This is a genomic window from Streptosporangium nanhuense, assembly GCF_059358815.1.
The window spans coordinates 1-22,861 of the sequence record NZ_JCADBG010000047.1; the positions used below are offsets into that span (position 1 = coordinate 1).

Consider the following 22,861-nt stretch of genomic DNA (forward strand, 5'->3'; position numbering starts at 1 on the left):
AGAAGGTCTTCACACAATGGCCACGATGCCACCGCAGTGACGTTCCGTCACCCCATCACGAAAATCTTGCCAGATCCGAGAAGTGGCCGCGAAAGCCGAGCATGTGCGCCCATTGCCGGAGACGGAGCGGCGCGAGGTTGGGATAAGCCTCGGTGTCGCCGAGGAGCCATGCCGTACGAATCAGCCGGGCGGCGTGCTCGGTGACGCCTTGCTGTTCGAGCCGGGCGAGGTCGGACCGTTTCACCCGCCGGTCGAGGGTGCCGGAGGTCTCGGCGGCCTTCGTGGCGTACTTGGCGACGTAGCCGGCTACCGCCGCCTCGGGGAGCGCGGACCCGTCCGGGCCGGTCGACTCGATCCGCCGCACGTCGACCGCGCCCCAGCGCAGCTCTCGTGAACCTTCCCCGTCCGGGCCGGGACCGTCGAGATATACGGCCTTCGCCGCGGACTCGATGGTCTCGGAGAGCAGTTCGACGGTGGCCCAGGCCGGTGGCGCGTCGATCTCGCCTTCTGGAGCGCGGCCGTCGAGGCGGACCACGGCGTGGAAGTGGACGATTCCGCGCGCCTGGTACTCGGCGACCTTGGCGAAGGAGAGCCGGACCTGTCGGCTGAACTCGGCGCGAGTCAGCCTGGCCGCCGTGCCCAGGTGTCGCCGGAGGTAAATCCCGAAGCGGTGCCACAGCGCACCCGCGTGAGCGTTCCACAAGACATGGCCGGTGTAGTCGTAGGTGCCGGGGACGAGGGGCTGACCGATGCGCCGATCACCGGAGACATGTCGCTCGAAGCAGGTCGGACCGTTGCGGCGGGGGTGGCAGAGGTCGGCCTGGCCGTGCTTGTCGGGACCACGGTGGACCGGCCCGAAGCCCGGAGCCGTGAGGGTGGCCAGGACACGGGGGTGCGTGCTCACAGTGGCTGGCACTCCCTTGTCCCCGCCGAGCAGGCCCGCGCGGATCAGGTGGAAGGTGTCGGCCCGGTAGGTCTCGGCGCAGGCCGGGCAGCGGGAGGCCCGCCGGTTGCCGCAGCGGACGAGCAACTGCCCGTGAGGCTCGCCCTGGGTCGAGTAGCGGTGCAGGATCTCCCCGGTGGTCGAGTCGAGCGTGGACACCTCGCCGGTCAGGCGGATCGGGTCAGAGCAGCCGCGCAGCCGGTCGACCTGGTGAAGCCAGCGGTTCAGGTCCCGGCCGGAGTACTGAGCCAGGTCCCGGATGACCGGGCCGATGAGGTCGCCGATGTGAGCGGGTTGTTCGGTCATTCGTCCTCCTTTCCGGTGCCCTCGAAGCCGGGGCCGTCGTCGGTGGTCGTTCGGTTGCTGTCGCGGCGGGTGGGATGGACGCGGACGGAGTCGCGGCAGTCGCGATCCGCGCGGGGTCGGTGGCGCATACTGGTGGCTCCTTTGCGAGTGAGCGGAGGGAACGCCCCACGGAGCGGCGGGCTGCCAGGCTTGAGCCGCCCCGTGGTGGCGTTGTCGGTCAGGTGTCGATGCCGGTGCCGTCGCAGCCGGAGCAGGTGACCGCAACCTGGTAAGGACTGGTGTCGCCGTCGTCGTTGACCAGGCCGGTGCCGTTGCAGGTGCCGCAGGCGTAGGCGTGGATCACAGCGGGTCTTCTCCTTCCTCGGATTCCTCGGTGCGGGTGCAGGGACAGGGTGTGCCGTCGGCGGGGTCGAGGCGGTCGCAGCCGGTCGGGTCGCCGTCGATCTCGCAGCCGTAGCGGGCGCAGCATTCGCAGAAGGGGCAGACGAGCCGGGTCATGGTGCGTCGCGTTCGGTGATAGCCCAGGCGGACCGGTCAGCGTAGGAGCCGCGCGCCCAGGAGCGAGCCGCCTCCACCAGGTGGGGAAGATCGGGTGAGGTCATGACGGGTCGAGTCCTTTCTGTCAGGTGGGGTCGGTCGCGATCTGCCGCAGCAGATCGGCCGCGAGGTCGCCGGAGATGCCCATACGGGTTCGGAGTAGATCCGCTGTGACGGGCCGGCCGTGCTTGGCGCTGTGTTCGTCAGCCAACCGCCGGGCGAAGGTGAGCAGTGCGGGGGATGACGGACCGGGCTGGTTGCCCGGGGAGCTCTCGGCGACGTCAGGAGCGGGGACGGGAACCGAGTCGATCTCGGGGACGGGCACCGGGGCCGGATCGACGACGGCCGGGGACGGGGGCCGGTGGGAAGCGCGGCGTTCCAGCATGGAGACCGCCACCAGGAAGGCCACCGCGGGTGTCGCGGCGCAGATCCATCCCCAGACCGAGGTCTCGGCGCTGGCCAGGTTGGCGGCCAGAGTGAGGACGATCCCGCCGGCTAGTACGAGAGCAGGCCAGGAGATCGGCCCCCGCCGAGGGCGCCCGGTGCGCTTGTCGCGTTGGAGCTCGCGGGCGGCCATGACGCACATCAGGTCAATGCACACCGCGACGGCCCAGGACTGCCAGCCGCGCTGGCCGTGTTCGGCCGCCAGTTCGGAGATGTGGGTGAAGGAGCCCACCGCCGCTATGACGGCCAGGACCACGACCGGTGCGGAATCCAGCAGCGTGGAGCGGACGCGACCGGGCTTGTAGCTGGTCATCGCGAGTCACCTCCTTCCGGATTCAGGCATGGGGCGGGTAGGGACATGGCGTGATCGGGGCTCACACCGGGCCGGGGGATGAGGTCAGGCGACGTGCAGGTCCAGTACGGTGTCACCGACGCGAGGGGCCATGACCGCGGCCCACGACGGGGTCAGGTGGGCGTGCCGCTGGGCGGCGTACTCGGCGGTGGCCTCGGAGACGTAGAAGGAACGGGCGCGGTACCACTGGCCGTCCTGGCCGGCCACGATTGCGACGCCGGGCGTCTCGGCGGGGATCGCACGGGCGGAGACCAGGGCGGCCGGGTCGAGGTCGCCGAGGGTCATGGTCGCGGTCTCGGGATCGTTGACGCGGTGGCAGACGCGGCCGGAGCACTGGGCGCGCAGCGCGGTGACGCCGGGACCGAGGTCGGAGCCGATGCGCTGGCCGCAGCAGAACAGGTAGATGCCGAAGGCCCGCCCGAGCTGAGCGACCCGCAGCAGTGCCGTGGACGTGCGGGCGATCTCGTCTTTCTCGCTCTTGTCGGCCATCAGGTACAGCTCGGCCAGCTCGTCGACCAGGACCACGACGGGGACCGGTCTGTCGTGGTCGTCCAACTGCCAGATGTTGCGTGCTCCGGCGTCCCGGCACGTCTCCATCCGGTCGGCCATCAGCGCCACCAGGTCGTCGAGCAGATTGGCGCACTCGGTGCGCGAGGTGGCCAGTGCCGACAGCCGGGGCGCGTATGGGGTGAACTCCACACCGCCCTTGAGGTCGAAGCCGACCAGAGCGACCGGTTGCGGGGCCAGGCCGACGATCAGCGCGTTGGCGAGGTTGGACTTGCCCGACTGCGTGGCCCCGGCGTTCAGCCAGTGCGGGACGGTACGGAAATCGATCTCCCAGGGGTGGCCGGTCTCCAGCCGTCCCACCGTGACCTTGAGCAGGTCGGGTGACGGCGGCAGGTCGTCGATGCGTACGAGGGGATCTCGGACGGTCACGGCGAGCACCACCCGTCCCGGCCGGGGCGAGGAGACGCGAACCGCGTGCACACCCCACGAGTGCGCCAACCGTTCCGCCGCCGCGCTGTAGTCGCCGGGTACCTGACCCTCCAGGGTGTGAACGGTGACGCGCCAGCCGTGCCGGGTCGGCAGTGGAAGCCACATCCACGGCTTGGTGTCCACCGTCACCCGCTGGAACCTGCGCCTGACCCGTACGGTGCCGGTCGAGGAGATCAGGCCGGGCACGGTGGTGAACCAGAAGCGCTGCCGCTTCTTGGTGAGCCCGCAGCCGAGGGCGACCTTGCGCCAGGTGGCGCGGACGGTGACCGCGGCGAGCGGGTAGCCGACCACGAACCAGAACGAGGGCCGGTGCCACCTGCGCCAGCACAGGAGCAGGATGGTGACCACGGTCGCGGCCAGGGCGAGCCAGAGCAGACATTCGAACATAATGAGAACCGTCCTTTCGTGTAGGCGAGAGGAAGCCCCGGAGCGGGCGGTGCTGCCAGGCGAGCCCGCTCCAGGGGCACCACGTCAGGCCGGTCAGGCGGCCCGGACGGCGGCCGGCCGGATCGTCTCGGCACGGAAGCCGAGACCGGAGCGGCCATTCATCGACCAGAAGAACGCGGCCAGGCCGACCGGGACGACCTGCACACCTTCGGGGATCTGCGGGAACGTCTCGCTGGGGAACGTCACCACGATCACCGGGTTGCGCCGGTCGTCGTTCGGCTTGGGCAAGAGCGGGATGGTGTAGAGCTCCCGCCCCTCCGCGTCTCTCTTGACCTCGCCCGTGGCGCGGTCCACGATCTTGGGCTCAGGTTCGCCCGCGACAATGAACGCCAGGGCCGAGAGGTCGACGGGGATGTTGCGCATGTGGATCACTCCTTGAGTTGACTAACCTGCCTAGCCAGGTTGGCTATGGCTTTATGTTGACCAGCATGGCTAGCCATGTCAACCCTTCAGGAAGAACTGGCCTAGGCGACCTAGGAGAACTAGACTGATTTGCGTGATGAGTCTTGACCCTGACGACCCGCGTCCGCCCTACCAGCAGGTGGCGAACGCCCTGCGTGCGGCGATCCTGACGAAGAAGTTCGAGCCGGGGGAGAAGCTGCCCTCCGGGACCGAACTCGCCAAGCAGTACGGCGTGGCGCGCATGACCGTGCAGCAGGCCATCCGCCTGCTACGGGACGAGGGTCTGATCGTGTCGCGCCAGGGGAGCGGCGTGTTCGTTCGGGAGCGCACCGAACGGCCGGTAGAACTCAGGCCGCACATCGAGCACGCTTTTGAGACGACCAACGTCGCCATCGACTTCGCCGGCTTCTCAGGAGAGACGCTTCAGGGCATGCTCCAGGAGCCGCTGGACAAGATTCGTCTCGGACGGCTCACACCTGAGTCCATCAGCATCCGCATCCTGGTCCCGGACATGGACCAGCCGATGTCCCTGCCGTGCCGGGCCGACGACCTCAGCGACGACCCGGTGATCCGGGCACGCGCTCGCCGCATCCAGCAGCGCAGTACCCAGGCCATCGCGGACGCCGTCCACGAGCTGGCGGACCTCGGGCTGGTGAAGTCGGCATCCGTCGAGGTGCGCGTCCACCAGACGACCCCGGCGTTCAAGTTCTACGTGATCAACCGGGAACAGGTGTTCTTCGGCTTCTACCCGGTGGTCAAGCACACGGTGCGGATCAAGGGCGAGCCGCACGAGCTGTACGACGTCATGGGCAAGGACGCGGTGCTGTTCCACTACCAGGTGACCGAGGACGCTTCGTCGATGCAGTCGCAGTACGTTGCCCAGGTCCGTACCTGGTTCGAGAGCATGTGGACCACGATCAGCCGGGAAATCGAGCTGTGACCGAGACGCTGACGGAGATCTTCCGGCGGTCCCGCGCCGTCCTTCTCGACTTCGACGGCCCGGTGTGCAGCATCTTCGCCGGTCTGCCGGCACCCGTAATCGCAGCCCGGCTCAAACAGTTGCTCCAGGACGAGGGAGCAGAGCTTCCCCAAGACGTCGCGGAGCTGGACGACCCGCTCAAGGTGTTGCGCCGTACGGCGCTCTTCGCGCCGAGCCTGGTCGACAAGGTGGAGACCGCGTTCGTCGGCTACGAGATCGAAGCCGCAGGTTGCGCTGAAATCACACCGGGTGTGCGGGCACTTCTTGCCGCCTGTACCGAGGCGGACCGGCCTGTAGTGATCGTGAGCAACAACTCCGAGCCCGCGATCGAGCGGTTTCTCGACCTGGCCGAGCTGAGTGGGCAGGTAGCCGGAATCGTAGGCCGTCCGATCGGCAACCCGGCCGAGATGAAGCCGCATCCCCGATCAGTGCTCCGAGCATGCGGGATGGTCGACGTGCCGCCGGGCGAAGCCGTACTGATCGGAGACTCCGACTTCGACATGCAGGCCGCGGCCAACGCCGGAACCCGGAGCGTCGCCTACGCCAACGAGCACGGTAAGGCGGCGAGTCTCGCCGAGGCCGGAGCCGACGCGGTGACCGACAGCATGCAGAAGCTTGCGTCCTACGTCAGGTCGGCTATCGAGAAGAGCTAGCGCTGCAAGTAGTCGATCAGTAATATTCGAATATGACTCGATCAGTACTAGGGGAGCGCCTGCGAGCAGCGCGAGAGCGTAAGGGCTTGTCGCAGGTCGATGTCGCAGCTGAGATCGGTGTTTCACAGTCCACCATGTCCCAGTGGGAACGCGGAGTGAAAGCACCTGGAGCTGATTACTGGGAAAGCTTGTCGAGGCTCTATGAGATCCATCTAATCGATCTATTGGATGAAGTGGCTAAACTCCGTAGTCCTGCCGAGAAGGCGATCGATGACGATCCGGATCTGACACGTGAGCAGAAGGATGCACTGCTTGCCGCCTACGGAGTCTTCAGGAAGAAAGACTCTCTCGGGCTATCACGCTCGATGGCCCGCTCGCGTGCGTCGCAACCCGAGTAGGTCAAAGCTCCTTGGTTCAAACCTTCCCTACGTCATCAAGCCGCCGCCCGGTGGGCGGCGGGCGGTCGGCGGACCGGCCGGGCGTGCGGCCTCTTCGGGCCGGTCCCGGCCGACCGCCACCGCCCAACAGGCGCCAGGCACAGTGACGCGGAGAGATGACCAATAAGCCGGACGGGATACGGCGATGCGACAGTCGCACGGCGAGCAGACGGCGGAGATCAAAGCATGCCTCCGGCGGGGGCACTCCGGCCCCGAGGTGATCGCCGAGCACGAGCCGGGGTTGTGGGGTGGCCGGGGCTAATCACCTCGTACGCCATCGACCCAGGCAAGCCCAGCAGACCGACTCCTACGGGGCAAGCCCGGCCGTGCGGGATGGCATCCAATGATCGAGGAAGAGCAGCCGGCTGATGTACACGCGAGGCCGGGCTTGCCCCTCCGTCCCCGGCCCGCTGCCGCTCCGCGGTGGGTCGATGGCGTACGAGGTGATCAGGCGGGAAATGTCATTGCTACTTCCATGTCATTCTGGCTAGAAATTCTTCCAGACTAAGCTCATGAGTAGATGGCCCTATACGAACAAAAAATCTATTTCCATATGTTATTGGTTTGTTAATAGATCTCGGGCGCAGTTCCCATAGAAGTTTTCCGTCGCAGTAAACTGGCTTGAGGCTGCTAGCAAGGTTGTGAGCAAATTCGGAGGTAAATGGAGATTTCATGATGCGTTCCTGCCACCTTCTCCACCACTTGTCGACATTGTAGTTAAGGTGAATTATTTGTTCTTGTGTTCCGGTGACAAGGTGGCCGCATACTTCTATAGCTTCGAGATTGAAAAGGCTTTTGAGGCGGGCCGCGTCTTCAGGTTTATCGACTATGCCGATTACGATGACGCCCTCGCAGTCTGGACCATAATTGGCCATAGCTGCAGCCGTCTGCATAACTTCTTCAAATAGTTCTGTATCCTCAACCGGAGGATTTGAGAGTCGACAAAACCCCTGCTTCAGCTCTATGAGCGGATCCTCGTCGACCGGACCTTTGAGGATATCCTCCATGTAAAGGCGGGAGTTGAGTTGCACCACCGAATGGCGTGGCTCGGGGCGATAAAAAGCCCGCTTTAGAGCTTTCTGTACATCCGGATAGAGTTTGGCTTTGCTCTCTTTTCCCCACGCGCTTCCACCCGTGGGGATAGCGAGGTTATTTTTGCTCCAGAAATTTTTTAAGACGTCCCGAACCGCATCCAGGGACTTCGGCACCATATTCTGCTTGAAAGTAATATCGTACAAGGCCGAGAAGATCGCTCGGAATTGTCGCTGCGTACCCTTTTCATATGTTTCAAGTTGAACCATATGGCGACCGAGTGATCCATGTCCTTCCATTACTTCGTCAATTAGTTGTATGATGCTTAGCATTTGCTGGTGAAGGAGCTGTGGATCGGCTTTAGTTACTGCCGCGTTCGCTTCTTCCAATGATGCTGTATTAATTCTTCTGCTAAGTCCGTAGGCAACGTCGCGGTTTTGCCAGCCACTGGTAGGCCAGGGACGAATAACTATGTCTAAGATTAGATCCAAAACTAGCTCTTCATCACCAGATGACCTTATATCTTCTTGGCCCAGAGCATCGTGACGAACCCAGAACATGTTTTCTATGTGGAGTCCGTACTCTAGGTCTTTCCGAGATATACTTAATGCCGCCATGTCTCGCATAAGGACGGCCTCTGAGAACGTTCCATCTCCACGTATGGATGCGCTAAGTCTTCTCACGAGGTCCGGGAGCGGGCCTATTGCTCCCGCTTGTCGAATTTCTTGGAGGCTTAGCCGCCGGCCACCACTATTGATACGGCGGAAAACCTCATCGATCGCGGATGTAGTAGCGTCCCTATAGATGGATACGGGTATCTGGTAGTTAGCTATTTCCAAGGACTGTGTTCGCGACATCTTGTTTTTTCCTTGGATTACAAGATTATCGTCCCGCTTTGCTTTAGTGTCACCTATGGTTTCCAAATCAAAGGATTCTCCTTTGTAGGAAAACTTATTCTCCATGAAATCAAAGAAGGCATTTAATCTCTGAAGGCCGTCGATGATTTCCAGTCGTTCACCTCCGCCGCCTCCCCTCTGTCGCTGTGCAAGCAAAATTAAGGGTATTGGCAATTTCTCGACAACTGAATCTATTAGTTTTTCTTTTTCTTCGACGCTCCACACAAGTTTGCGCTGATAGCGTCGATTTACTTGTAGTTTGTCGTTGTAGTAGAGGTTGTATAGAGTTTGAAGGTTAAGGCCCTGGACAGACAGGTCAGAATTTTGCATGCCTGGGATCATAGTCGGCCCTTCTCTCTCGTGGAAGGATTTTTCCTGCTTAGGGTGCCTCCCGCCCCCTACTGACATGTTCCATGTCTGACGGTTTGTCTTTATTTGGTATGTTATCTGCGCGAATCGTCTGCTATGGGACGAATCTGGTGTAATCGGTAAGATTGATTGGAGCTGGGTTATTTAAAGCATCTAAGGGTGTTGCTACCTAATGGTCCCATGCTTGCGATGTGCAGGCGGTTTATCGTGTGGTTGTTTCATTTTGAGAGTCACCATCTCAATTTAGGGATCCAGGCAGTAGGTACGTCTGGGTTCTCGGCGCGCTTGCTGAGCATTGTTCTGTCTTAGATGACACTTTTGCCTGATTCAATAGTGATGCGGCAGATAAGCGTTAGGTTGCCGGAGGCGCAGAGCTCGATGGTAGGCGCTCGATCATCGGGTCGAGGTCTCGCTCCCCTCCGGGCAGAGGCTTTTTATGTCAGGTGTCGTCGGCGTGCGGGAAACGTTTCTGTAGCGCCTCCATAGCCTCGGCAGGATCCTGGCCAAGCTCCTGCAACAACTCCTCAATGGCCTTATCGGCCCGCTTGGCTCTGCGTAGACATAAGCGGATCTTTAATCGGCGAAGGTGCAAGCGGAGGCGGTCAAGGATGGAAATACAAGGAAGCATCTGGTCTCCGGTGATCTAGAGAAGCCCTCGCCTTGGGGAGATGGCAAGGGCGAGAGCGGGACGGGTCGCGCGCTCGTCGGTGTACGGGTGGGCCCCGCCTAGCCGGGGAAGGAGAGCGAGGGCCCAAGGTTCGACGGCGCGATGGGATCGCCGCCTGCCGGACGCGATGGGTGGTCCCGCCCCATGCCGTCCCACCCTGCGGAACGGCTCCCCCCTCCAGGTTGGAGCGGGACCACGGGCCCCGCGGGTGAGTGCCTGCGCGCACCTGCTCGCGGGGGTCTGGCCCGACTGCCGCCGCCATGACAGGCACCGGCAGCGGGGGATTACAGGAGCTCGCTAGCCTCCTGGCGGACGCTCATGGGCGTCTCATCTCGGGGTGCGTGCCGCTTGGTCGGACTGGTCTCACAGGCAGCTCGGTCGAGCTTCGGATCCAGGAGCCAGTCCAGGTAGACGATCCCGTCCAATCCAGACCGCCGCTCAAGGTCGTGACCGCAGTGGTCGCAGACCGCGTGAGGCATGCCGAAATCGAAGCTCATGCCGGTGCTCCCCGGAGGATCTCCTGCCGGGCGAGTTCAGTAGCCAGTTCTCGCGCCGTGTTGGCTTCAACAGTGCGCAGGAACGGGGACTCAGGGGCAGCCTGTTCCTCGGTCAGTTCTTGGTGGTGGGTGCCTCTCCAGTAGCCGGCGGGACTGTGCCAGAAGCTCCAGGACGGAAAGGCTTCGGTGAGGATCTTCAGCCACTCGGCGTCGTCGATCGGCAGGCTGGGGTCCGGCAGCACGAGGGTCATACGGGTGCCACCTGTCGGACGTACAGCTCGGCCCAGGACAGGTGGGCGTCTCGGGTACCGCGAGATCCGTACCGGTCGGCGAGTGCGGACACCAGCCGCCATGCGTCCGGGTGTGTGAGTGCACCTGGTTTCGGGGTGTTCGGGTCGCGGACTTCGAAGCGGATGCAGTTCGGCGCGACGGTCGTGATGAGGCGGATCGTGCTGCCCTGTTCGGTTCGGGTGAGGGAGTCGGAGACCATCGCGTGCACCACCTGTGCGGCGTCGTCCGTGCGGTCAGGCTGGTGTTGCTTGGTGATGGTGCGAGCGTGCTGTACGGCTGCGTCGACGCTGCCGGGCAACGGCGCGTAGTCCTGTGAGTAGGTCGACATGGATCACCACCAGGGGAAGAGCGATCCGGCTATCCGGCTCGCTAGTCGGATGTACAGCTTGCAAGCCGGATATCCGGATGTCAACCTGGTGAAGTGGATCAGCCCAGGTACCTTCAGCTCGTCGCCCTCATCCGGCGGCAAATCGTCACCGGCGAACTTCCCGCGGGAACTCGCCTGCCTGCACGCCAGGACCTGGCCGCCGAGCACGGCGTAGCCGAGGGCGTCATCCGCGAGGCGATCCGTCAGCTCGCCCAGGAAGGGCATGTCATCTCCCGCCCCGGCGCGGGCACTTTCGTGAGGGAGCGCCAGCCGGTACGGAGGATTCCCCGTTCCTGGTATCGAGAGCGGAGGGCCGGCTCGCCGTTCGCCGCGAGCATGCTTGAGCAGGCGAGGGCCGGAAGCTGGGAGTACGAGTCCGCCACGGTGCGCGCGTCGCCGGAAGTACGCGCCCGGCTTGCTCTCGACGAGCCCGAAGATGACCGTGATGACGTCATGCACACCCGGTACGTCTTCCGGGCCGACGGTCAGGTCTGGATGCTGTCGGATTCCTACGAGCCGTTGCAACTGACCAAAGGCACGATCGTGGCGATGCCGGAGGACGGACCGCTGGCCGGCCACGGGGTGACGCATCGGATGGCCGAGATCGGGGTGATCGTCGATGACTGGGTCGAGGATGTTGGCGCACGCGCGACTCTTCCGGGCGAGGCCAAGCGACTCGGCATCTCGCCAGGTTCCATCGTGCTGACGATCCAGCGGGCTTACCTCGCCGACGGCCGGCCGGTCGAAGTCGCCGACATCGTGGTCCCGGCGGAGACCTCGCAACTCGGGTACTCCGGCCCGGTAGGCGAACGCACCAGCGGATGACCGGTGTGCCGCCACTTTGCTCCAGGGCGGGAGCTTCGTGGTCGACTGGGAGAGCTGGCCGACGGAAAGTGAGCGGCGGTCCCAAGTGGGATCGGGGACTTGTGGGCGCCGGCCTCTTCCTGCGACATGAACACAGTGACTAACCTGACGGCAATCGATGATCGACATGATGCTGCGGCGGGCGCCGGGATACGAGGTAGATATGGCGGTGGGCCGCACCTTCCGGGGTAGACCCAGGCTCTTAGCGGTCGCTATGGGCGTGCTGTTGACCGTTGGTTCCCCGAACCTGTCGGTGAGAGGCGCGACATCCAAGGTCGATCTCTCAGCGAGTCGACTGTCCGGTAGCGCGGTGAAGCCCTCGCTCCTGGCTGACATCCCTCCCTTCGGCACCCTGATCGGCGATCCCCTCAAAGGGCACACGAGCACCGTGACGACGGTGGCTGTCGGCAAGCGCAGTGACGGCACCCCAGTCGTTGTCTCCGGCGGTCACGACAAAACCATACGCATCTGGAACCTGAACACCGGAAAGCCCATTGGAAAACCTTTGAAAGGGCATTCCAAATCAATCTGGAGTGTGGTGACCGGAAAGCGCAGTGATGGCACACCGGTCATCGTGTCCGGTGGAGATGACAGTACGGTACGGATCTGGAACCTGAATACCGGGAAACCCATCGGCAAGCCTATCGTGTCCAAACGAGACATCATGTGGGCAGTGGCGACGGGAAAGCTCGGCGACGGCACCCCTGTCATTGCCGCTACCGCCGGGGGAATATCATCGGTTGTCGGCCTGTGGAATTTGAATACGGGTAAACCCATCAAGAGATCCTTCACCGAAAGTCTCACCACTACCACCGAACTGGCGACCGGAAAGCGCAGCAACGGTACGCCTGTCGTCGTCACAGGCAACACCGGCGGAGAGGCGCGCATCTGGAGCCTGAACACGGGAAAGCCCCTCAGTAAAACTCTCACCCGATGCCGCGCCGCATGTTTTGTTCAAGGTCTGGCAATCGGGAAGCGCAGTGACGGTACTCCGGTCGTCGTTTCCGCCGACTCTCCGGGCTGGCCTTTCGAAGAAGGTGATCTCGATGGCAGGATTCAGGTCTGGAACCTGAACACCGGAAAACCTCTCGGTGGTTCGATCAAGGTTCAGTCCAGCGGTTTCGCGGACATGGCGGTGGGACAACGCGGCGATGGCTCCTCCGTCATCGTCTACGGCGATGACTACGGCAACGTGTCGGTATGGGATCTGGACACGGGAGATGCGGTCGGAGAGCCGTTCAACGGTCATTCCGACGGTGCCCTCGGTATAGCGATCGGCAAGCGTAGCGATGGGACCCCTGTCATCGTGTCCGGAGGTAGGGACAAGGCGATACGGGTGTGGAGTCTGGGCTCTTAGCCTGGCTTCAATCTTTGATCTTCGTTCTGCCCTGTTGGCGCTGATGGTGACTCATCGCGCATGGCGGGTAGCGGTGGTGGCGAACGCATCAGCGGATGACCGGTCACGAGGGACGTGCCGTCACTCTGCTCCAGGGCGGGAGCTTCATGGCATACCGGGGGAGTCGACCCGTGGAGAACTGAGTGACCAACTGGGTGACAACGGCCACGGACGGGGCTGGACGACCACGGACGGCGAGAGACTGTCTCCGCAGCTCATGTAGCGCATAGGCCAAGGTCCCAGGCCGGATGACTTGGCTTCGCATCGAAGGGGTCAGGGGTTCGAATCCCCTCATCTCCACAAGACGAAAGGCCCGGTTCCAGATCATGGAACCGGGCCTTTTTGCTGCTCAAGTGGTGTGCGGGTCGCCGGTGGCAGGGATCGTGCGGCGCGTTGCCCGTTGCGGGCTTCAGGGGCGAAGTCAGCGAAAAGTCAGCGGACGTTTTCAGAGCGGGTGGGCCGCCGTGTTGTGATGAGGAGATCGGCCGGTTCCCGCGTCAGGCGTCAGGCTTGTTGAGGATGACGACGGGGGCGTCCTCCACATCCGGCCATCCGATCTCGAGTCTCATACCGGTGGCGGCCTCGATAAAAGCACCACGATGAAGGTGCTTCGCGCGTCTCCTTTGCGCTTCGCGCCTGGACGCTTCGCGTCAAAAGCTGCTGAGAACACCTTGGGGTTGATCATGGGTTGGTGTTATCGCGAACCTGTCCGCACGTCCAAGCTCCAAGGCTCAGCCCTGCTAACGTCACTCCGTTCAGACCTCCACGGAGGGTTAGGCGTGATCAGCCCTGGAGTGTTCTCAGCCGCTCTTGACGCGAAGCGCAGGAAAGGACGCGCAGGCGGCGAGATCGTCGAGGTATGCCCACGTTCCATGACCATCGCCGGGACTCTGGACGAATGGCGCAAATGGACCGGCCTCCCTTCGACGCCCCGGGCCTTCAGGATGTCCCGGAAACGCTCGCCGCCGTCCACGTCGACATCGACCAGAACCACGCGGTTTATGTCGAACCCAATGTTTGGGTACGGCACGGCCTGGCTTAGATCTCTCAGTCCAGACAGAACTCGTTGCCCTCAATGTCCTGCATCACGAGGGTCGACTCGTTTACCCCATCGGCAAGCAGGAGCTCTACGCGGACCGCGCCGAGCGGGATCAGCCGCGCGCATTCGGCCTCAAGGGCCGCCAGACGCTCCGCACCCACGAGTCCGCTGCCGACCCGCACGTCAAGGTGCAGCCGATTCTTGACGACCTTCCCTTCGGGAACGCGCTGGAAGAACAACCGCGGACCCACCCCTGAGGGATCAACGCATGCGGCCCATGAACCCTGATCCTCAGGCGGCAGCGTGCGGTTGAAGTCGTCCCAGGTAGCAAATCCCTCAGGTACCGGCGGTGCGACATACCCCAACACTTCGCACCAGAAACGAGCGACGCGTTCAGGTTCCCCACAGTCGAAAGTGACTTGAAACTGCTTAACGGATGCCATGGGGGAAGCTTTCCATACTGAAGGTATTTCACCGCACCTCGCGAGCTTGCAGGACGAAGATTGCTTTGACGAGTTGACCTGCATGTAGCGGGCAGCAGCGGAGTTTGCGCAGGATCCGCCAGTTCTTCAGGACGGCATTCGCGCGTTCGCCGTGAGCCGGAGGCCTGGCAACTACGCCTGGAGCTGTCCCCGGTGTCCCCCAAAGGGGGTTGACCAGGGAGAACGCCATGAAGAATCGGGGACACTGCCGGGGACAGGCTGTCCCCGCCGTCCCCGACAAGGCCGAAGGGCAGCATAAAAGGCGCTTCTTGCTGGGTTCTGAGTGACCAACTGCGTGACAACCGTAAAGGTCGATCACAGACGTAGATGGACGTTGACGGACGGTCGGGCGCAGGTCGCGAGGGCGAGAACATGATCGGTACGTGTGTTCGAATTGCTTCGCATCGAAGGGGGCAGGGTTCGAATCCCCTCATCCCCACCAAGTTCAAGGGCCGTCTCTGATGATCAGAGGCGGCCCTTTGGTCTTCTGAGGGACCATGTGTCGTTTGATGTCGTCGCTTGTCAATGCTGTTCTGTCAGCGCGTGAGCGAGATCGAGCAGATGTGGCAGGCGCAGAGTCCGGCCGCCGCTTCCGGGGAGCGGGACGTGGAGAGGCTCTGTCCAGCGGGGCGGGATCGCGGTCAGTCCGTAGACGGCTCCGGCCAGGCCGCCGGTGACCGCGGCGACGGTGTCGGTGTCGCCGCCCAGGTCGATAGCGGCACGGATCGCGTCCTCGTAGCTTCGGGTGGTGCGCAGGGCCCATACGGCGGAACCGAGGCAGGGCCAGACGGCGCCGTTGAACTCGGTGGCCTGACCGGGATGCCAGTCCGGGGCCAATACGACGGCATACCGCTCGCGGTGGTCGGGATGGACGGCGGGGAGGGTCTGCGGGAGCTCTTCTAAGGGGTTCGCGCCGCTCAGGGCGTGGCGCACCAGGTCGTGAAAGATCGCCGTTCCTTCCCAGGCCGCGGGGTCGCCGTGGGTGAGAGCGGCGATGCGGCGGGCGGCGTCCATGGTGGCCTGCCGCCCGTCGGCGGCGAAGTAGACCGCGGAGGGGGTGGCCCGCATCAGTGAGCCGTTTCCGGCGGCGCGGTGGCTGCTGCGGTAGTGAGCGGTGGCGGCCTGGTCCCAGGGCAGGCCGCGGGTGAGAACGTCCTCGGTCTGCAGCCCGATGTCCTTGGGGTCGTCGGCCGCCCAGCGCTGAAAGCGGGTGAAGACGTCGGGCAGGTCCAAGCCGCCGCACTCCAGCAGGGACTCGGCCACGTGAACGGCCATCTGGGTGTCGTCGGTGGCCTCCCCGGCGTCCCAGCCGCCGCCCCCGCACATCTCCCCTCCGGCACCTGGTGTCGGGAAGCGAGCGGAGAACGCGCCTGCCGGACCGAACTCGAAAGGGGCGCCCAGCGCGTCGCCAACCGCCGAACCGACGACTGCCCCGGCGACGCGCTCCATGTGATCCACAACGGCAGGCTACCGAGCCGTCGTGGAGTGGAAGCTTCGTGACCGACAGATGGAACCGGCCCGCGAAGGGCTGATGAAAGTCAGCGAACCCGCTGACACGGGGGCATGGCCGAGATCACCGGATGGCATCGGCGCGGCACCTGACGGCACAGGATGGCATCCGGCGGGCAGGCCCGGCACGCCTCGCCAGGGCTCGCATCGAAGGGGGCGGGGGTTCGAATCCCCTCATCCCCACCAGGTCAGAAAGGCCCGGTTCCAGAACATGGAGCCGGGCTTTTCGTTCTGCCGTCGGTCAGGTCCATTGGTCCTGTCTGGGCAGCCTGAGCCACGTGGCGGACGAGCCGATGATCGGTCCGGCGTGGGCCAGGCGCAAACCCGCGCCGGCGCAGCAGAACGCCACGGGGTGGCCGCGGTGGAGATAGAAGGCGAGGATCTCCTCGGCAAGGGCGTCAGTGGGGACGGTGTAGGCAACGCACGGCTCCCAGGCCGTGATGACGGCGCCGTCCCGGGCGACGTCTCCGCTACTGCCGCCCTTGGGATTGGCGTACATGCTGTAGCAGACCGTGCCTGGCGAGACGCGCTTGATGACGCCGGGAGTGGACGCGGTGTTTCCCCAAGGTTGGGTGATGACGCAGCCGCCGGGCACGTCCGTGATGCCGATGATCAGATCGGCGTCCGGGTTGTTCCACCAGGCCTCGTAAAGCGCATCGATGTCCACGTCGTCGGCAGGTGCGGCTTCCAGCCGCGCTGTCGCCTCGGTCGCGCTGACGTCGGCCACGCAGGCCATGCTCAGGCCGTCGTAATAGAGGTCTCCCAGCGCGGGGATCAGACGTCCGGCTTCGGCCACGGCGGCTGCCTCGGCCTCGGACAGACCGGCATCCGGTGAGGGGAGGGGGAAGAGGTCGGGAGTGGGGCCGGCCAGGCTGAGGCGGCCGGGAGACCAGCCTGCCATCATGGGGCGCCACGGGTCCGCCCCGGCGGAGACGAGGGCTCGGACGTTGTCCGTGCGGTTTTCGAAGACGGCCATCCACAGAGCGGTGCGGCCTCGATTTTCCGCGTCGACGTCATCGACGCGCATGGCCAGCTCGGCGACCACTTCCGGCGAGCCGCGATCAGCCGCGGCGTGCAGCGGCTTTTCGAAGACGGGCACGCCGGAGTTCGGATCGGCACCCGCGGAGAGCTCGGCGCGGACCAGGTCGAGATCTGTCCAGTCGTTGACGCCCCACCATCTGACATCGTCGGTGGCAGCCATGGCACTCCTTGAGGAACGTACGGGACATGTGAATGCCGATCATGGCGTGTGAGGCCGACAGATTCGGGCCGGTGCCGCAGTTGGTCCATGGAGGGTGGCCTTCGGTGATCGTGGTCATACCGGCCTGTGGACGGCTGGGCGGAGTCAGCAAAAATCAGCGGACTCGTTGACACGGGAGCGCAGCAAAGATCAACGGACGTCACCATCGCGGCACCTGACAGCACCGGATGGCATCCGGCGACCAGGAGCGGTACGTCCCACCAGGGTTCGCATCGAAGGGGTCAGGGGTTCGAATCCCCTCATCTCCACCAGGTCAGAGGCCACTTCCGAGAGATCGGGAGTGGCCTTCCGCGTTCCTGAGTGACATCCCTCATGGGGTGGCTGCGGCCTCCCAGCCGTCGTACTCACCGTGGTGGCGAGCGGCCAGGTCGTCGAACAGGTTGCCCGTCTCCCGCACGAAGTCGGGTGAGATCACCGCGTTCGCCTTACAGGTCACCGGCCAGCTGTCCGGATACTCCGGGGAAGGCTTCCCGACCTCGGGGCGCAGGCCGTGGCCGGCGGCGTTGGCCTCCTTGGCGATGCTCTGGGCGGCATCGAGGGTCGGGGCGTACAGGTAGAAGATCACGTGACGAGGCTGCTCAAGATCAGCTCCTGCCTTGATGAGCTGATGCATGACCATCAGGTCCTTGTACTTGACCCCGAGCTCTGGTGACCGCTCTTCCAGATCGACGTGCTCATGCTTCTTTCTTCGAAACGGCCACATGCGACATCCTTCGTAATCTTGTTCGGATCGGTGATCATAGTCAGTCCGGGAACAGCTGGTTCATTGCTTCGGCGCCTTCCAGGAGCATCGGGCGGAGTTGCTTGCGGTAGACGGTCTCGGTGACCGAGGTGTTGCGGTGGCCGACCAGGCGGGAGATGTTCCCCAGCGGGATTCCGGAGTCCGACAGCGGCGAGACGAAGCTGTGCCGCATCTCCCGGGGCGTTCACTCCTTCTCGTTCAGGCCGGCCTTCTTGAGCACGGTCCGGAACGAGCGGCGGACGTTGCGGGAGTCGAGTTCGGTGCCGACCGTGGACGCGAACACGAGGCCGTGGTCCTGCCAGTCGTCACCGGCCGCCCGCTTGGCCACGTCCTGCCGCTCACGATGGAGCTTGAGGGCTTCCACGCAGCGCTTCGGCATGGCCGGCGTGCGCCGGGACCTGCGGGTCTTGGTGTCGCCGTCCTCCCGGACCGAGTGCCAGACCATGATGGATGGCGGAGTGCCGTCGAGGCCGACGTGTGACCAGGTGAGTGCCCTCAGTTCCTCCGTACGGGCGCCGAGGAGCAGGGAGAACACCGACGTAGGCATGAAGGGCGGCCCCCTCCGCAGCGGTGAGTACAGCTGCCGCCCGGTCGAAGGTGAGGGACTTCGACGGGCGTCCCTCCGGCCCCTTCGGGATTTCGCACAGCAGGGCCACGTTCCGCTTCACCTTGTCGCGAGCCTGCGCGCGTTCCACTGCTCGCTTGAGGACGGAGCGGACCTCTCGAAGACTCCGCGTGCTGAGTTGCTTCGCCTTGCCGGCCGGCCAACGATCCACGTCGTCGGCGGACAACTCGCGGAGCTTCCGGGCGCCAAGGGCAGGGATCACGTGCTTGTCGGCGAGGAACGTTCGCGTCGTCACGGTTGCCTCGGCCAGCGTCCAGCCGTTCTTACGCTCACTCTCACCGAGCAGGCCTCGTACATGGGAGCGCATCTGCCGACGCGCTTCCACCCGCGGGAATCGGCCCGCGAACCGGCCGAGGAACGCCGTTGATCCCGCTGACCATCCAGCTACCGTCTCCGTCGGCATGACGGGATCATCCATTACAGGACCTGAGATCTCAACCTGTCGTTGTCGGAGTAAAGCGCACTTACGTCCCTCTGAGGACGCAGTCAACGGCCGTATAGAGGGTTTCGGTCTCGGATCTCAGGATCGAATCATCGGCGGGCAGGGCTCGTTCGACCGAGAGTCCGTCGAGGACGGTGAGCAGGAATCTCACCCGGCGTGCGTGGTCTTCCTTGGGCGCCGCCCCTTCGTCAGCGAGAACCGTCAGCCAGTGCTTGATACGGCGCCCACCTTCTCGCTCCAAGGCGAGATACGCCGCGCGCACCTCCTCGGTCGGGTCGGACGCGATATACGTCTGGTACGCCTTGGTCCACGCCTCACGTGCCTGCTGCCCGACGCCGGCGGGGGCGAGCACTTGCCGGAGACAGTTGGCCAGTCGATCTCGGGCCGGTAGCGATCGGTCGTGGATCGGGTCGTCAGGGAACAAGTGGCCGTAGATCCTGGCGAGCACGGCCTCCTGCAGCGCGAGCTGGGTCGGAAAGTGAAACCTGAGCGAGCCCGTGCTCACCCCGGCGCGTGCCGCAACCGCACGCACGCTCAGCCTCGCCCCTACATCCTCCGCGAACATCGCCGCCGCAGCCGCGAGAATCCGTTCGCGCGAACCGGTGTTCTTGTTCCGCTGTGTCACCTGCCACCTCCTGTCACATCGTACTAACACACTGTGCTAGCGTTGCTACTAGCACAGTGTGTTAGTGAAATGGCGGCGGTCAAGGACGAGTGGGGAAACGTGATCGAGGACTGGCGGCAACGGCGGGCAGCCAAACGCATCCAAGGCGGAGACGGGCGGGCGTTGAAACCTCTCCGCTGGTGGCAGCTGCCCTTCCGCGCACTGTTCTACCTGCCGCTGCCCCACTGGGACGGCCGGCAGACGGTATATGCCGTCGACCTCCCATACCGGGTTGATACGGGCAGTGGCAAGGCGAGAGCGCACCTGTACCTCGACGGCAGACACCACGCCGAGTCCAAACTCCCGGCAGCCTTTCCCGTCGAGGGCGGCACCATCGAGGTGGCGATCAGTGCATTCGGGATCAAGCGCTGCCACTACGTCACCACCGGCGGCGCGGAGCGCCAGCTCATCCCTGATCCGAAGTCCGCCGAAGGGCGCCGTGCCCGCGTCGAACGCGACCACCCGGCGCTGAGCCGCTCGGTCGGGTTTCTCTCGGTGCTGATGCTCCTCGTCGGCGTCGGCCTGAACCTGCTGCAGCTCGCCGAACCGGTTTCGCGGATCCCCCCGATCGCCGAAAGCCTCGGCCGTTTCGAATCGCCCGTCCACCTATCGATTTGGCTTAACCTCGTCCTCGCTGTCGGGGCCATTTTGGGAAGCACTGAGCGGGCACTTCGCCTGCGTTACAGCCTGCTCGACGAAGCCGGGAAATAGCACACCTACAAGGAAAAGCCATGACTACCGTGACCAAGCCGAACTGGCTGCTCACTCAAGGCGAGCCCCGCGATGGGCCGTCAATTCCAGCCGGAGTGGAGTACCACCGGGTACTCGCCGGCGACAAACGCCGGATCGGTCGCGGCATTTTCGCAATCATCCTCCTGCTGGCGGGCTTGGTCATCTTCCCGACGGTCATCGGCAGGGCGGCTGCGCTCATCGACGTACAGATGGGCAAAACCCCGCCGATCCTGGGTGGCACTGACTACACGCCGCTCTCCCATGCCAGTTCGATGATCTCCCTCGGCCTGCTCATTCCGTGGAGCATGCTCATCCAACGGTGGCTCTACGGCGTGCCCGGCGCATCTCTGCACTCCGTGACATCGCGGTTCCGCTTCGGCCTGCTCGGCAGATCGCTCCTCGTCTTCGGTCCCGCCTGGCTGATCGTCAACATCCTCGGAGCTCTCACGCCCGTTGAGGAGTCCCCTTGGTCGCAGACCGACCTCATCGCCATCTTCATCGCCACGATGCTCCTCACCCCGCTGCAGTCGGCGGGCGAGGAATACGGCGTGCGTGGTCTGATCTTCCGCGTCATCGGAAGCTGGACCCGCAACTCAAGGGCAGGGCTGGTCGCCGGGGTGCTGGTCTCGAGCGTGCTGTTCACCGCCATCCATGGCGCAACGGATCCGTACATCATCGTCTGGTACTTCGTGCTCTGGACCGGACTGGCCATCATCACCTGGCGCACAGGCGGGCTTGAGATCGCGGTCATGCTCCACGCCGTACTCAATACCTTTACCTTGATCCTGGCCACATCCCTGCGGGTAGACCTCGGCAGTTCATTGCAGGACCGCTCAGTCGGAGCCGGCTCGCCGTACCAGCTCGTGCCCGCCCTCGCTGTCATCGTCATAACCGCCATCGTCTGGTGGTGCACCCGAACGTCAGGACCAGCACGTACTTCTGACTCGTCGAGTGGTGGAGGCGGCTCCGGCAGATCAGGGCGCAGCCGAGTTTGAGCAGGGCTCGTCGGATGTGTCGGGCTCGTCTGGGGGTGACGGATGTGGCGTCACCGGTCGAGGAGGCCGGCCGACAGCCGGTCAGGCGGCGGGGTTGTCGAGGATGACGACGGGGGCGTTCTCCACATCCGGCAACTCACTGTCCAGGCACATGCCGGTGGCCGCCTCGATGAAGGCGAACGCCGCACCGCGTTTGCCGTGGTAGTCCTCCGGGTCGAGAGCGTCGAGCACGGTGCGGAAACCGGCCAGGATGCTCGGATCACCGTTCTCCACCCTGTGCTCGGTGGAGAGGAAGTCGCGCATCCACGCTCTGATCTCGCCGTCGGCCGCGTGGAGGATCGTGTATCCCCGTTGAAGTGCCAGGTCACCATCCACACGCGTGACTCCGCGCTGAGGGCGGTGAGGACGCGGTCGGACAGGCCGAAGGCCCGCTCCGCCCACGACCTCGCCGCCCCGCGCCACCGACCGGCCGCCCTGACCGCGTCGGAGGCATGAGCCGGCGAGCGGTCGCGTTGCCCGTGGAGGCCGGGCTGGCCGTACGGGCGAGGTGGTGACGGCCCCCGCCTTGTTCGGGCCTGTCCCCGTGCCGCGGCCAGGTGGGTCCGTCGGCGAGAACCTTTCCACGCGGCGGCGGGAACGGCCTCCGGCGCGACCTCGGCCGGTCAGCGCCGGGCGGTGACCATCCAGAGCTCTCCGCCCAGGCGGACGCCTTCAGGACCCGCGTAGGGCCGCAGCGCATCCTCCAGAACGGTTCGGGCGGCGTCGGCCGTCATGACCGCCTCGTCGAGGATCGCGCGAACAGGGCCGGTGCCGAGGAAGAAGCCGACGGCGCTCGCGGCGTCCTGGCCGAAGAACAGGGGAACCTCGACGGAGGCCGCCGTGACGGACCCGAAGCCCGCCCCGCCGAGCACGTCTTCTATCCTCCCCCGGTCGGCGAGCGAGAACATCCCGGGTTCGCACGTGTTCGGGGAGGGTTCGGGAGGCCCGGTCAGGGCGGAGATCGGAACGGTGTACCACTCGCATCGGGTCATCTGCCGGGGGCACACGAAGACGAGACGGCCCGCGGGTTTCAGGGCGCGGCCGATATTGGCGAAGGCGGCCACGGGGTCGGCGAAGAACATGATTCCGAACTGGCTGATGGCCACGTCGAACTCGCTTTCGCCCAAGGGATGGACCTGGGCGTCCCCTTCCTCGAACCGGAGGTTGGCGAGCCCGGTTCGGGCCTGATCGGCGCGGGCCCGTTCCAGCATCGGCCGGGAGAGGTCGAGACCCACGGCATATCCGCGGGACGCCTGACGAGCCGCGAGGATGGTCGTCTCGCCCGCGCCGCATCCGATGTCCAGGACCTTGTCCGTTTTCCCTATCGCCGCGGCCTCGAACAACAGCCGGTGCAAGGCGGTGTTGCGGCCCGTGGTGCGGTCCGTGCTCTCGGCCCAGTGGGTTCCTTCGGGCCCGTTCCATGAATTCGCCTGTGCGGCGTTCGGGAGGGACATGG

26 protein-coding genes and 2 pseudogenes are annotated in these 22,861 nt (G+C 64.6%); 7 read left to right on the plus strand and 21 right to left on the minus strand.

Translation table 11 applies throughout. From position 1 onward, the window contains the following. Positions 1-55: 55 nt before the first annotated feature. The 7 genes from AC5L38_RS42625 to AC5L38_RS42655 form a co-directional block, all read right to left on the minus strand. Positions 56-1,249, minus strand: coding sequence for a replication initiator (locus tag AC5L38_RS42625; protein ID WP_495248524.1), 1,194 nt, complete (start codon positions 1,247-1,249; stop codon positions 56-58). Beyond that, positions 1,246-1,377 carry a hypothetical protein gene (locus tag AC5L38_RS42630; protein ID WP_495248525.1) on the minus strand — a complete coding sequence of 44 codons (132 nt, stop codon included), beginning with the start codon at positions 1,375-1,377 and terminating at the stop codon, positions 1,246-1,248. The genes AC5L38_RS42625 and AC5L38_RS42630 overlap by 4 nt, the downstream gene beginning before the upstream one ends. An 89-nt stretch (positions 1,378-1,466) precedes the next feature. Next, positions 1,467-1,592, minus strand: coding sequence for a hypothetical protein (locus tag AC5L38_RS42635; protein ID WP_470158547.1), 126 nt, complete (start codon positions 1,590-1,592; stop codon positions 1,467-1,469). Beyond that, complete coding sequence (locus AC5L38_RS42640) at positions 1,589-1,747, minus strand: hypothetical protein (protein WP_495248526.1); 159 nt, start codon at positions 1,745-1,747, stop codon at positions 1,589-1,591. Before AC5L38_RS42640 ends, AC5L38_RS42635 begins: the two co-directional genes overlap by 4 nt. Positions 1,748-1,871: 124 nt before the next feature. Beyond that, a complete protein-coding gene (locus AC5L38_RS42645) occupies positions 1,872-2,543 on the minus strand; it encodes a DUF2637 domain-containing protein (protein ID WP_495248527.1) in 672 nt (223 codons plus the stop codon). 84 nt (positions 2,544-2,627) lie between these two features. Continuing rightward, on the minus strand, positions 2,628-3,965 hold the full coding sequence (locus AC5L38_RS42650) for an FtsK/SpoIIIE domain-containing protein (protein ID WP_495248528.1): 1,338 nt from the start codon (positions 3,963-3,965) through the stop codon (positions 2,628-2,630). A 93-nt stretch (positions 3,966-4,058) separates the two neighbouring features. After that, positions 4,059-4,388 (minus strand): SCO3933 family regulatory protein, encoded by a 330-nt coding sequence (locus tag AC5L38_RS42655; RefSeq protein WP_344899307.1) that lies wholly within the window; start codon positions 4,386-4,388, stop codon positions 4,059-4,061. A gap of 136 nt (positions 4,389-4,524) precedes the next feature. On the opposite strand from AC5L38_RS42655, the gene AC5L38_RS42660 reads away from it, so the two are divergent. The 3 genes from AC5L38_RS42660 to AC5L38_RS42670 are packed head-to-tail and all read left to right on the plus strand — an operon-like array spanning position 4,525 to position 6,457. After that, positions 4,525-5,367, plus strand: coding sequence for a GntR family transcriptional regulator (locus AC5L38_RS42660; protein ID WP_389927512.1), 843 nt, complete (start codon positions 4,525-4,527; stop codon positions 5,365-5,367). Then, positions 5,364-6,059: an HAD family hydrolase gene (locus AC5L38_RS42665; protein WP_495248529.1), complete on the plus strand. Its 696-nt coding sequence runs from the start codon at positions 5,364-5,366 to the stop codon at positions 6,057-6,059. The genes AC5L38_RS42660 and AC5L38_RS42665 overlap by 4 nt, the downstream gene beginning before the upstream one ends. A gap of 32 nt (positions 6,060-6,091) precedes the next feature. Further along, a complete protein-coding gene (locus tag AC5L38_RS42670; RefSeq protein ID WP_495248530.1) occupies positions 6,092-6,457 on the plus strand; it encodes a helix-turn-helix domain-containing protein in 366 nt (121 codons plus the stop codon). Between the two features lie 506 nt (positions 6,458-6,963). Here the strand turns inward: AC5L38_RS42670 and AC5L38_RS42675 are convergent. From AC5L38_RS42675 to AC5L38_RS42685, 3 genes are all read right to left on the minus strand, one after another. After that, a complete protein-coding gene (locus tag AC5L38_RS42675) occupies positions 6,964-8,754 on the minus strand; it encodes a GmrSD restriction endonuclease domain-containing protein (protein ID WP_495248531.1) in 1,791 nt (596 codons plus the stop codon). 1,199 nt (positions 8,755-9,953) lie between these two features. Then, the gene (locus AC5L38_RS42680) at positions 9,954-10,208 is read right to left on the minus strand and encodes a hypothetical protein (protein WP_344899299.1); all 255 of its coding nucleotides are present in this window, start codon (positions 10,206-10,208) and stop codon (positions 9,954-9,956) included. Next, complete coding sequence (locus AC5L38_RS42685; protein WP_495248532.1) at positions 10,205-10,576, minus strand: ATP-binding protein; 372 nt, start codon at positions 10,574-10,576, stop codon at positions 10,205-10,207. Before AC5L38_RS42685 ends, AC5L38_RS42680 begins: the two co-directional genes overlap by 4 nt. 93 nt (positions 10,577-10,669) lie before the next feature. Here AC5L38_RS42685 and AC5L38_RS42690 point away from each other — a divergent pair, with 93 nt between their 5' ends. After that, the gene (locus tag AC5L38_RS42690; protein ID WP_495248533.1) at positions 10,670-11,440 is read left to right on the plus strand and encodes a GntR family transcriptional regulator; all 771 of its coding nucleotides are present in this window, start codon (positions 10,670-10,672) and stop codon (positions 11,438-11,440) included. Between the two features lie 157 nt (positions 11,441-11,597). Next, complete coding sequence (locus AC5L38_RS42695) at positions 11,598-12,836, plus strand: WD40 repeat domain-containing protein (RefSeq protein ID WP_495248534.1); 1,239 nt, start codon at positions 11,598-11,600, stop codon at positions 12,834-12,836. 1,086 nt (positions 12,837-13,922) lie between these two features. Here AC5L38_RS42695 and AC5L38_RS42700 read toward each other — a convergent pair. The 9 genes and pseudogenes from AC5L38_RS42700 to AC5L38_RS42740 form a co-directional block, all read right to left on the minus strand. Continuing rightward, a complete protein-coding gene (locus AC5L38_RS42700; RefSeq protein ID WP_425964368.1) occupies positions 13,923-14,357 on the minus strand; it encodes a VOC family protein in 435 nt (144 codons plus the stop codon). A gap of 28 nt (positions 14,358-14,385) precedes the next feature. After that, a pseudogene (locus tag AC5L38_RS42705) lies at positions 14,386-14,526 on the minus strand (IS5/IS1182 family transposase); the annotation flags it as partial. Between the two features lie 392 nt (positions 14,527-14,918). Beyond that, positions 14,919-15,845 carry an ADP-ribosylglycohydrolase family protein gene (locus AC5L38_RS42710; RefSeq protein WP_495248549.1) on the minus strand — a complete coding sequence of 309 codons (927 nt, stop codon included), beginning with the start codon at positions 15,843-15,845 and terminating at the stop codon, positions 14,919-14,921. A gap of 301 nt (positions 15,846-16,146) precedes the next feature. Then, positions 16,147-17,106, minus strand: coding sequence for an ankyrin repeat domain-containing protein (locus AC5L38_RS42715; protein ID WP_495248535.1), 960 nt, complete (start codon positions 17,104-17,106; stop codon positions 16,147-16,149). 370 nt (positions 17,107-17,476) lie between these two features. After that, complete coding sequence (locus AC5L38_RS42720) at positions 17,477-17,869, minus strand: ribonuclease E inhibitor RraB (RefSeq protein WP_495248536.1); 393 nt, start codon at positions 17,867-17,869, stop codon at positions 17,477-17,479. 40 nt (positions 17,870-17,909) lie between these two features. Next, complete coding sequence (locus tag AC5L38_RS42725; protein WP_495248537.1) at positions 17,910-18,080, minus strand: tyrosine-type recombinase/integrase; 171 nt, start codon at positions 18,078-18,080, stop codon at positions 17,910-17,912. 12 nt (positions 18,081-18,092) lie between these two features. Continuing rightward, positions 18,093-18,455 (minus strand): tyrosine-type recombinase/integrase, encoded by a 363-nt coding sequence (locus AC5L38_RS42730; protein ID WP_495248550.1) that lies wholly within the window; start codon positions 18,453-18,455, stop codon positions 18,093-18,095. A gap of 304 nt (positions 18,456-18,759) precedes the next feature. Next, a pseudogene (locus AC5L38_RS42735) lies at positions 18,760-18,936 on the minus strand (IS701 family transposase); the annotation flags it as partial. A gap of 61 nt (positions 18,937-18,997) precedes the next feature. Further along, the gene (locus tag AC5L38_RS42740) at positions 18,998-19,600 is read right to left on the minus strand and encodes a TetR/AcrR family transcriptional regulator (protein WP_495248538.1); all 603 of its coding nucleotides are present in this window, start codon (positions 19,598-19,600) and stop codon (positions 18,998-19,000) included. A gap of 69 nt (positions 19,601-19,669) precedes the next feature. Between AC5L38_RS42740 and AC5L38_RS42745 the strand changes: the two genes are divergently transcribed. Beyond that, a complete protein-coding gene (locus AC5L38_RS42745; protein ID WP_495248539.1) occupies positions 19,670-20,350 on the plus strand; it encodes a hypothetical protein in 681 nt (226 codons plus the stop codon). A 20-nt stretch (positions 20,351-20,370) separates the two neighbouring features. Next, a complete protein-coding gene (locus AC5L38_RS42750) occupies positions 20,371-21,366 on the plus strand; it encodes a CPBP family intramembrane glutamic endopeptidase (protein WP_495248540.1) in 996 nt (331 codons plus the stop codon). Between the two features lie 81 nt (positions 21,367-21,447). Here the strand turns inward: AC5L38_RS42750 and AC5L38_RS42755 are convergent, their stop codons facing one another. Beyond that, positions 21,448-21,741 carry a hypothetical protein gene (locus AC5L38_RS42755; RefSeq protein WP_495248541.1) on the minus strand — a complete coding sequence of 98 codons (294 nt, stop codon included), beginning with the start codon at positions 21,739-21,741 and terminating at the stop codon, positions 21,448-21,450. Between the two features lie 287 nt (positions 21,742-22,028). After that, positions 22,029-22,859 carry a class I SAM-dependent methyltransferase gene (locus AC5L38_RS42760; RefSeq protein ID WP_495248542.1) on the minus strand — a complete coding sequence of 277 codons (831 nt, stop codon included), beginning with the start codon at positions 22,857-22,859 and terminating at the stop codon, positions 22,029-22,031. Positions 22,860-22,861 lie beyond the last annotated feature (2 nt).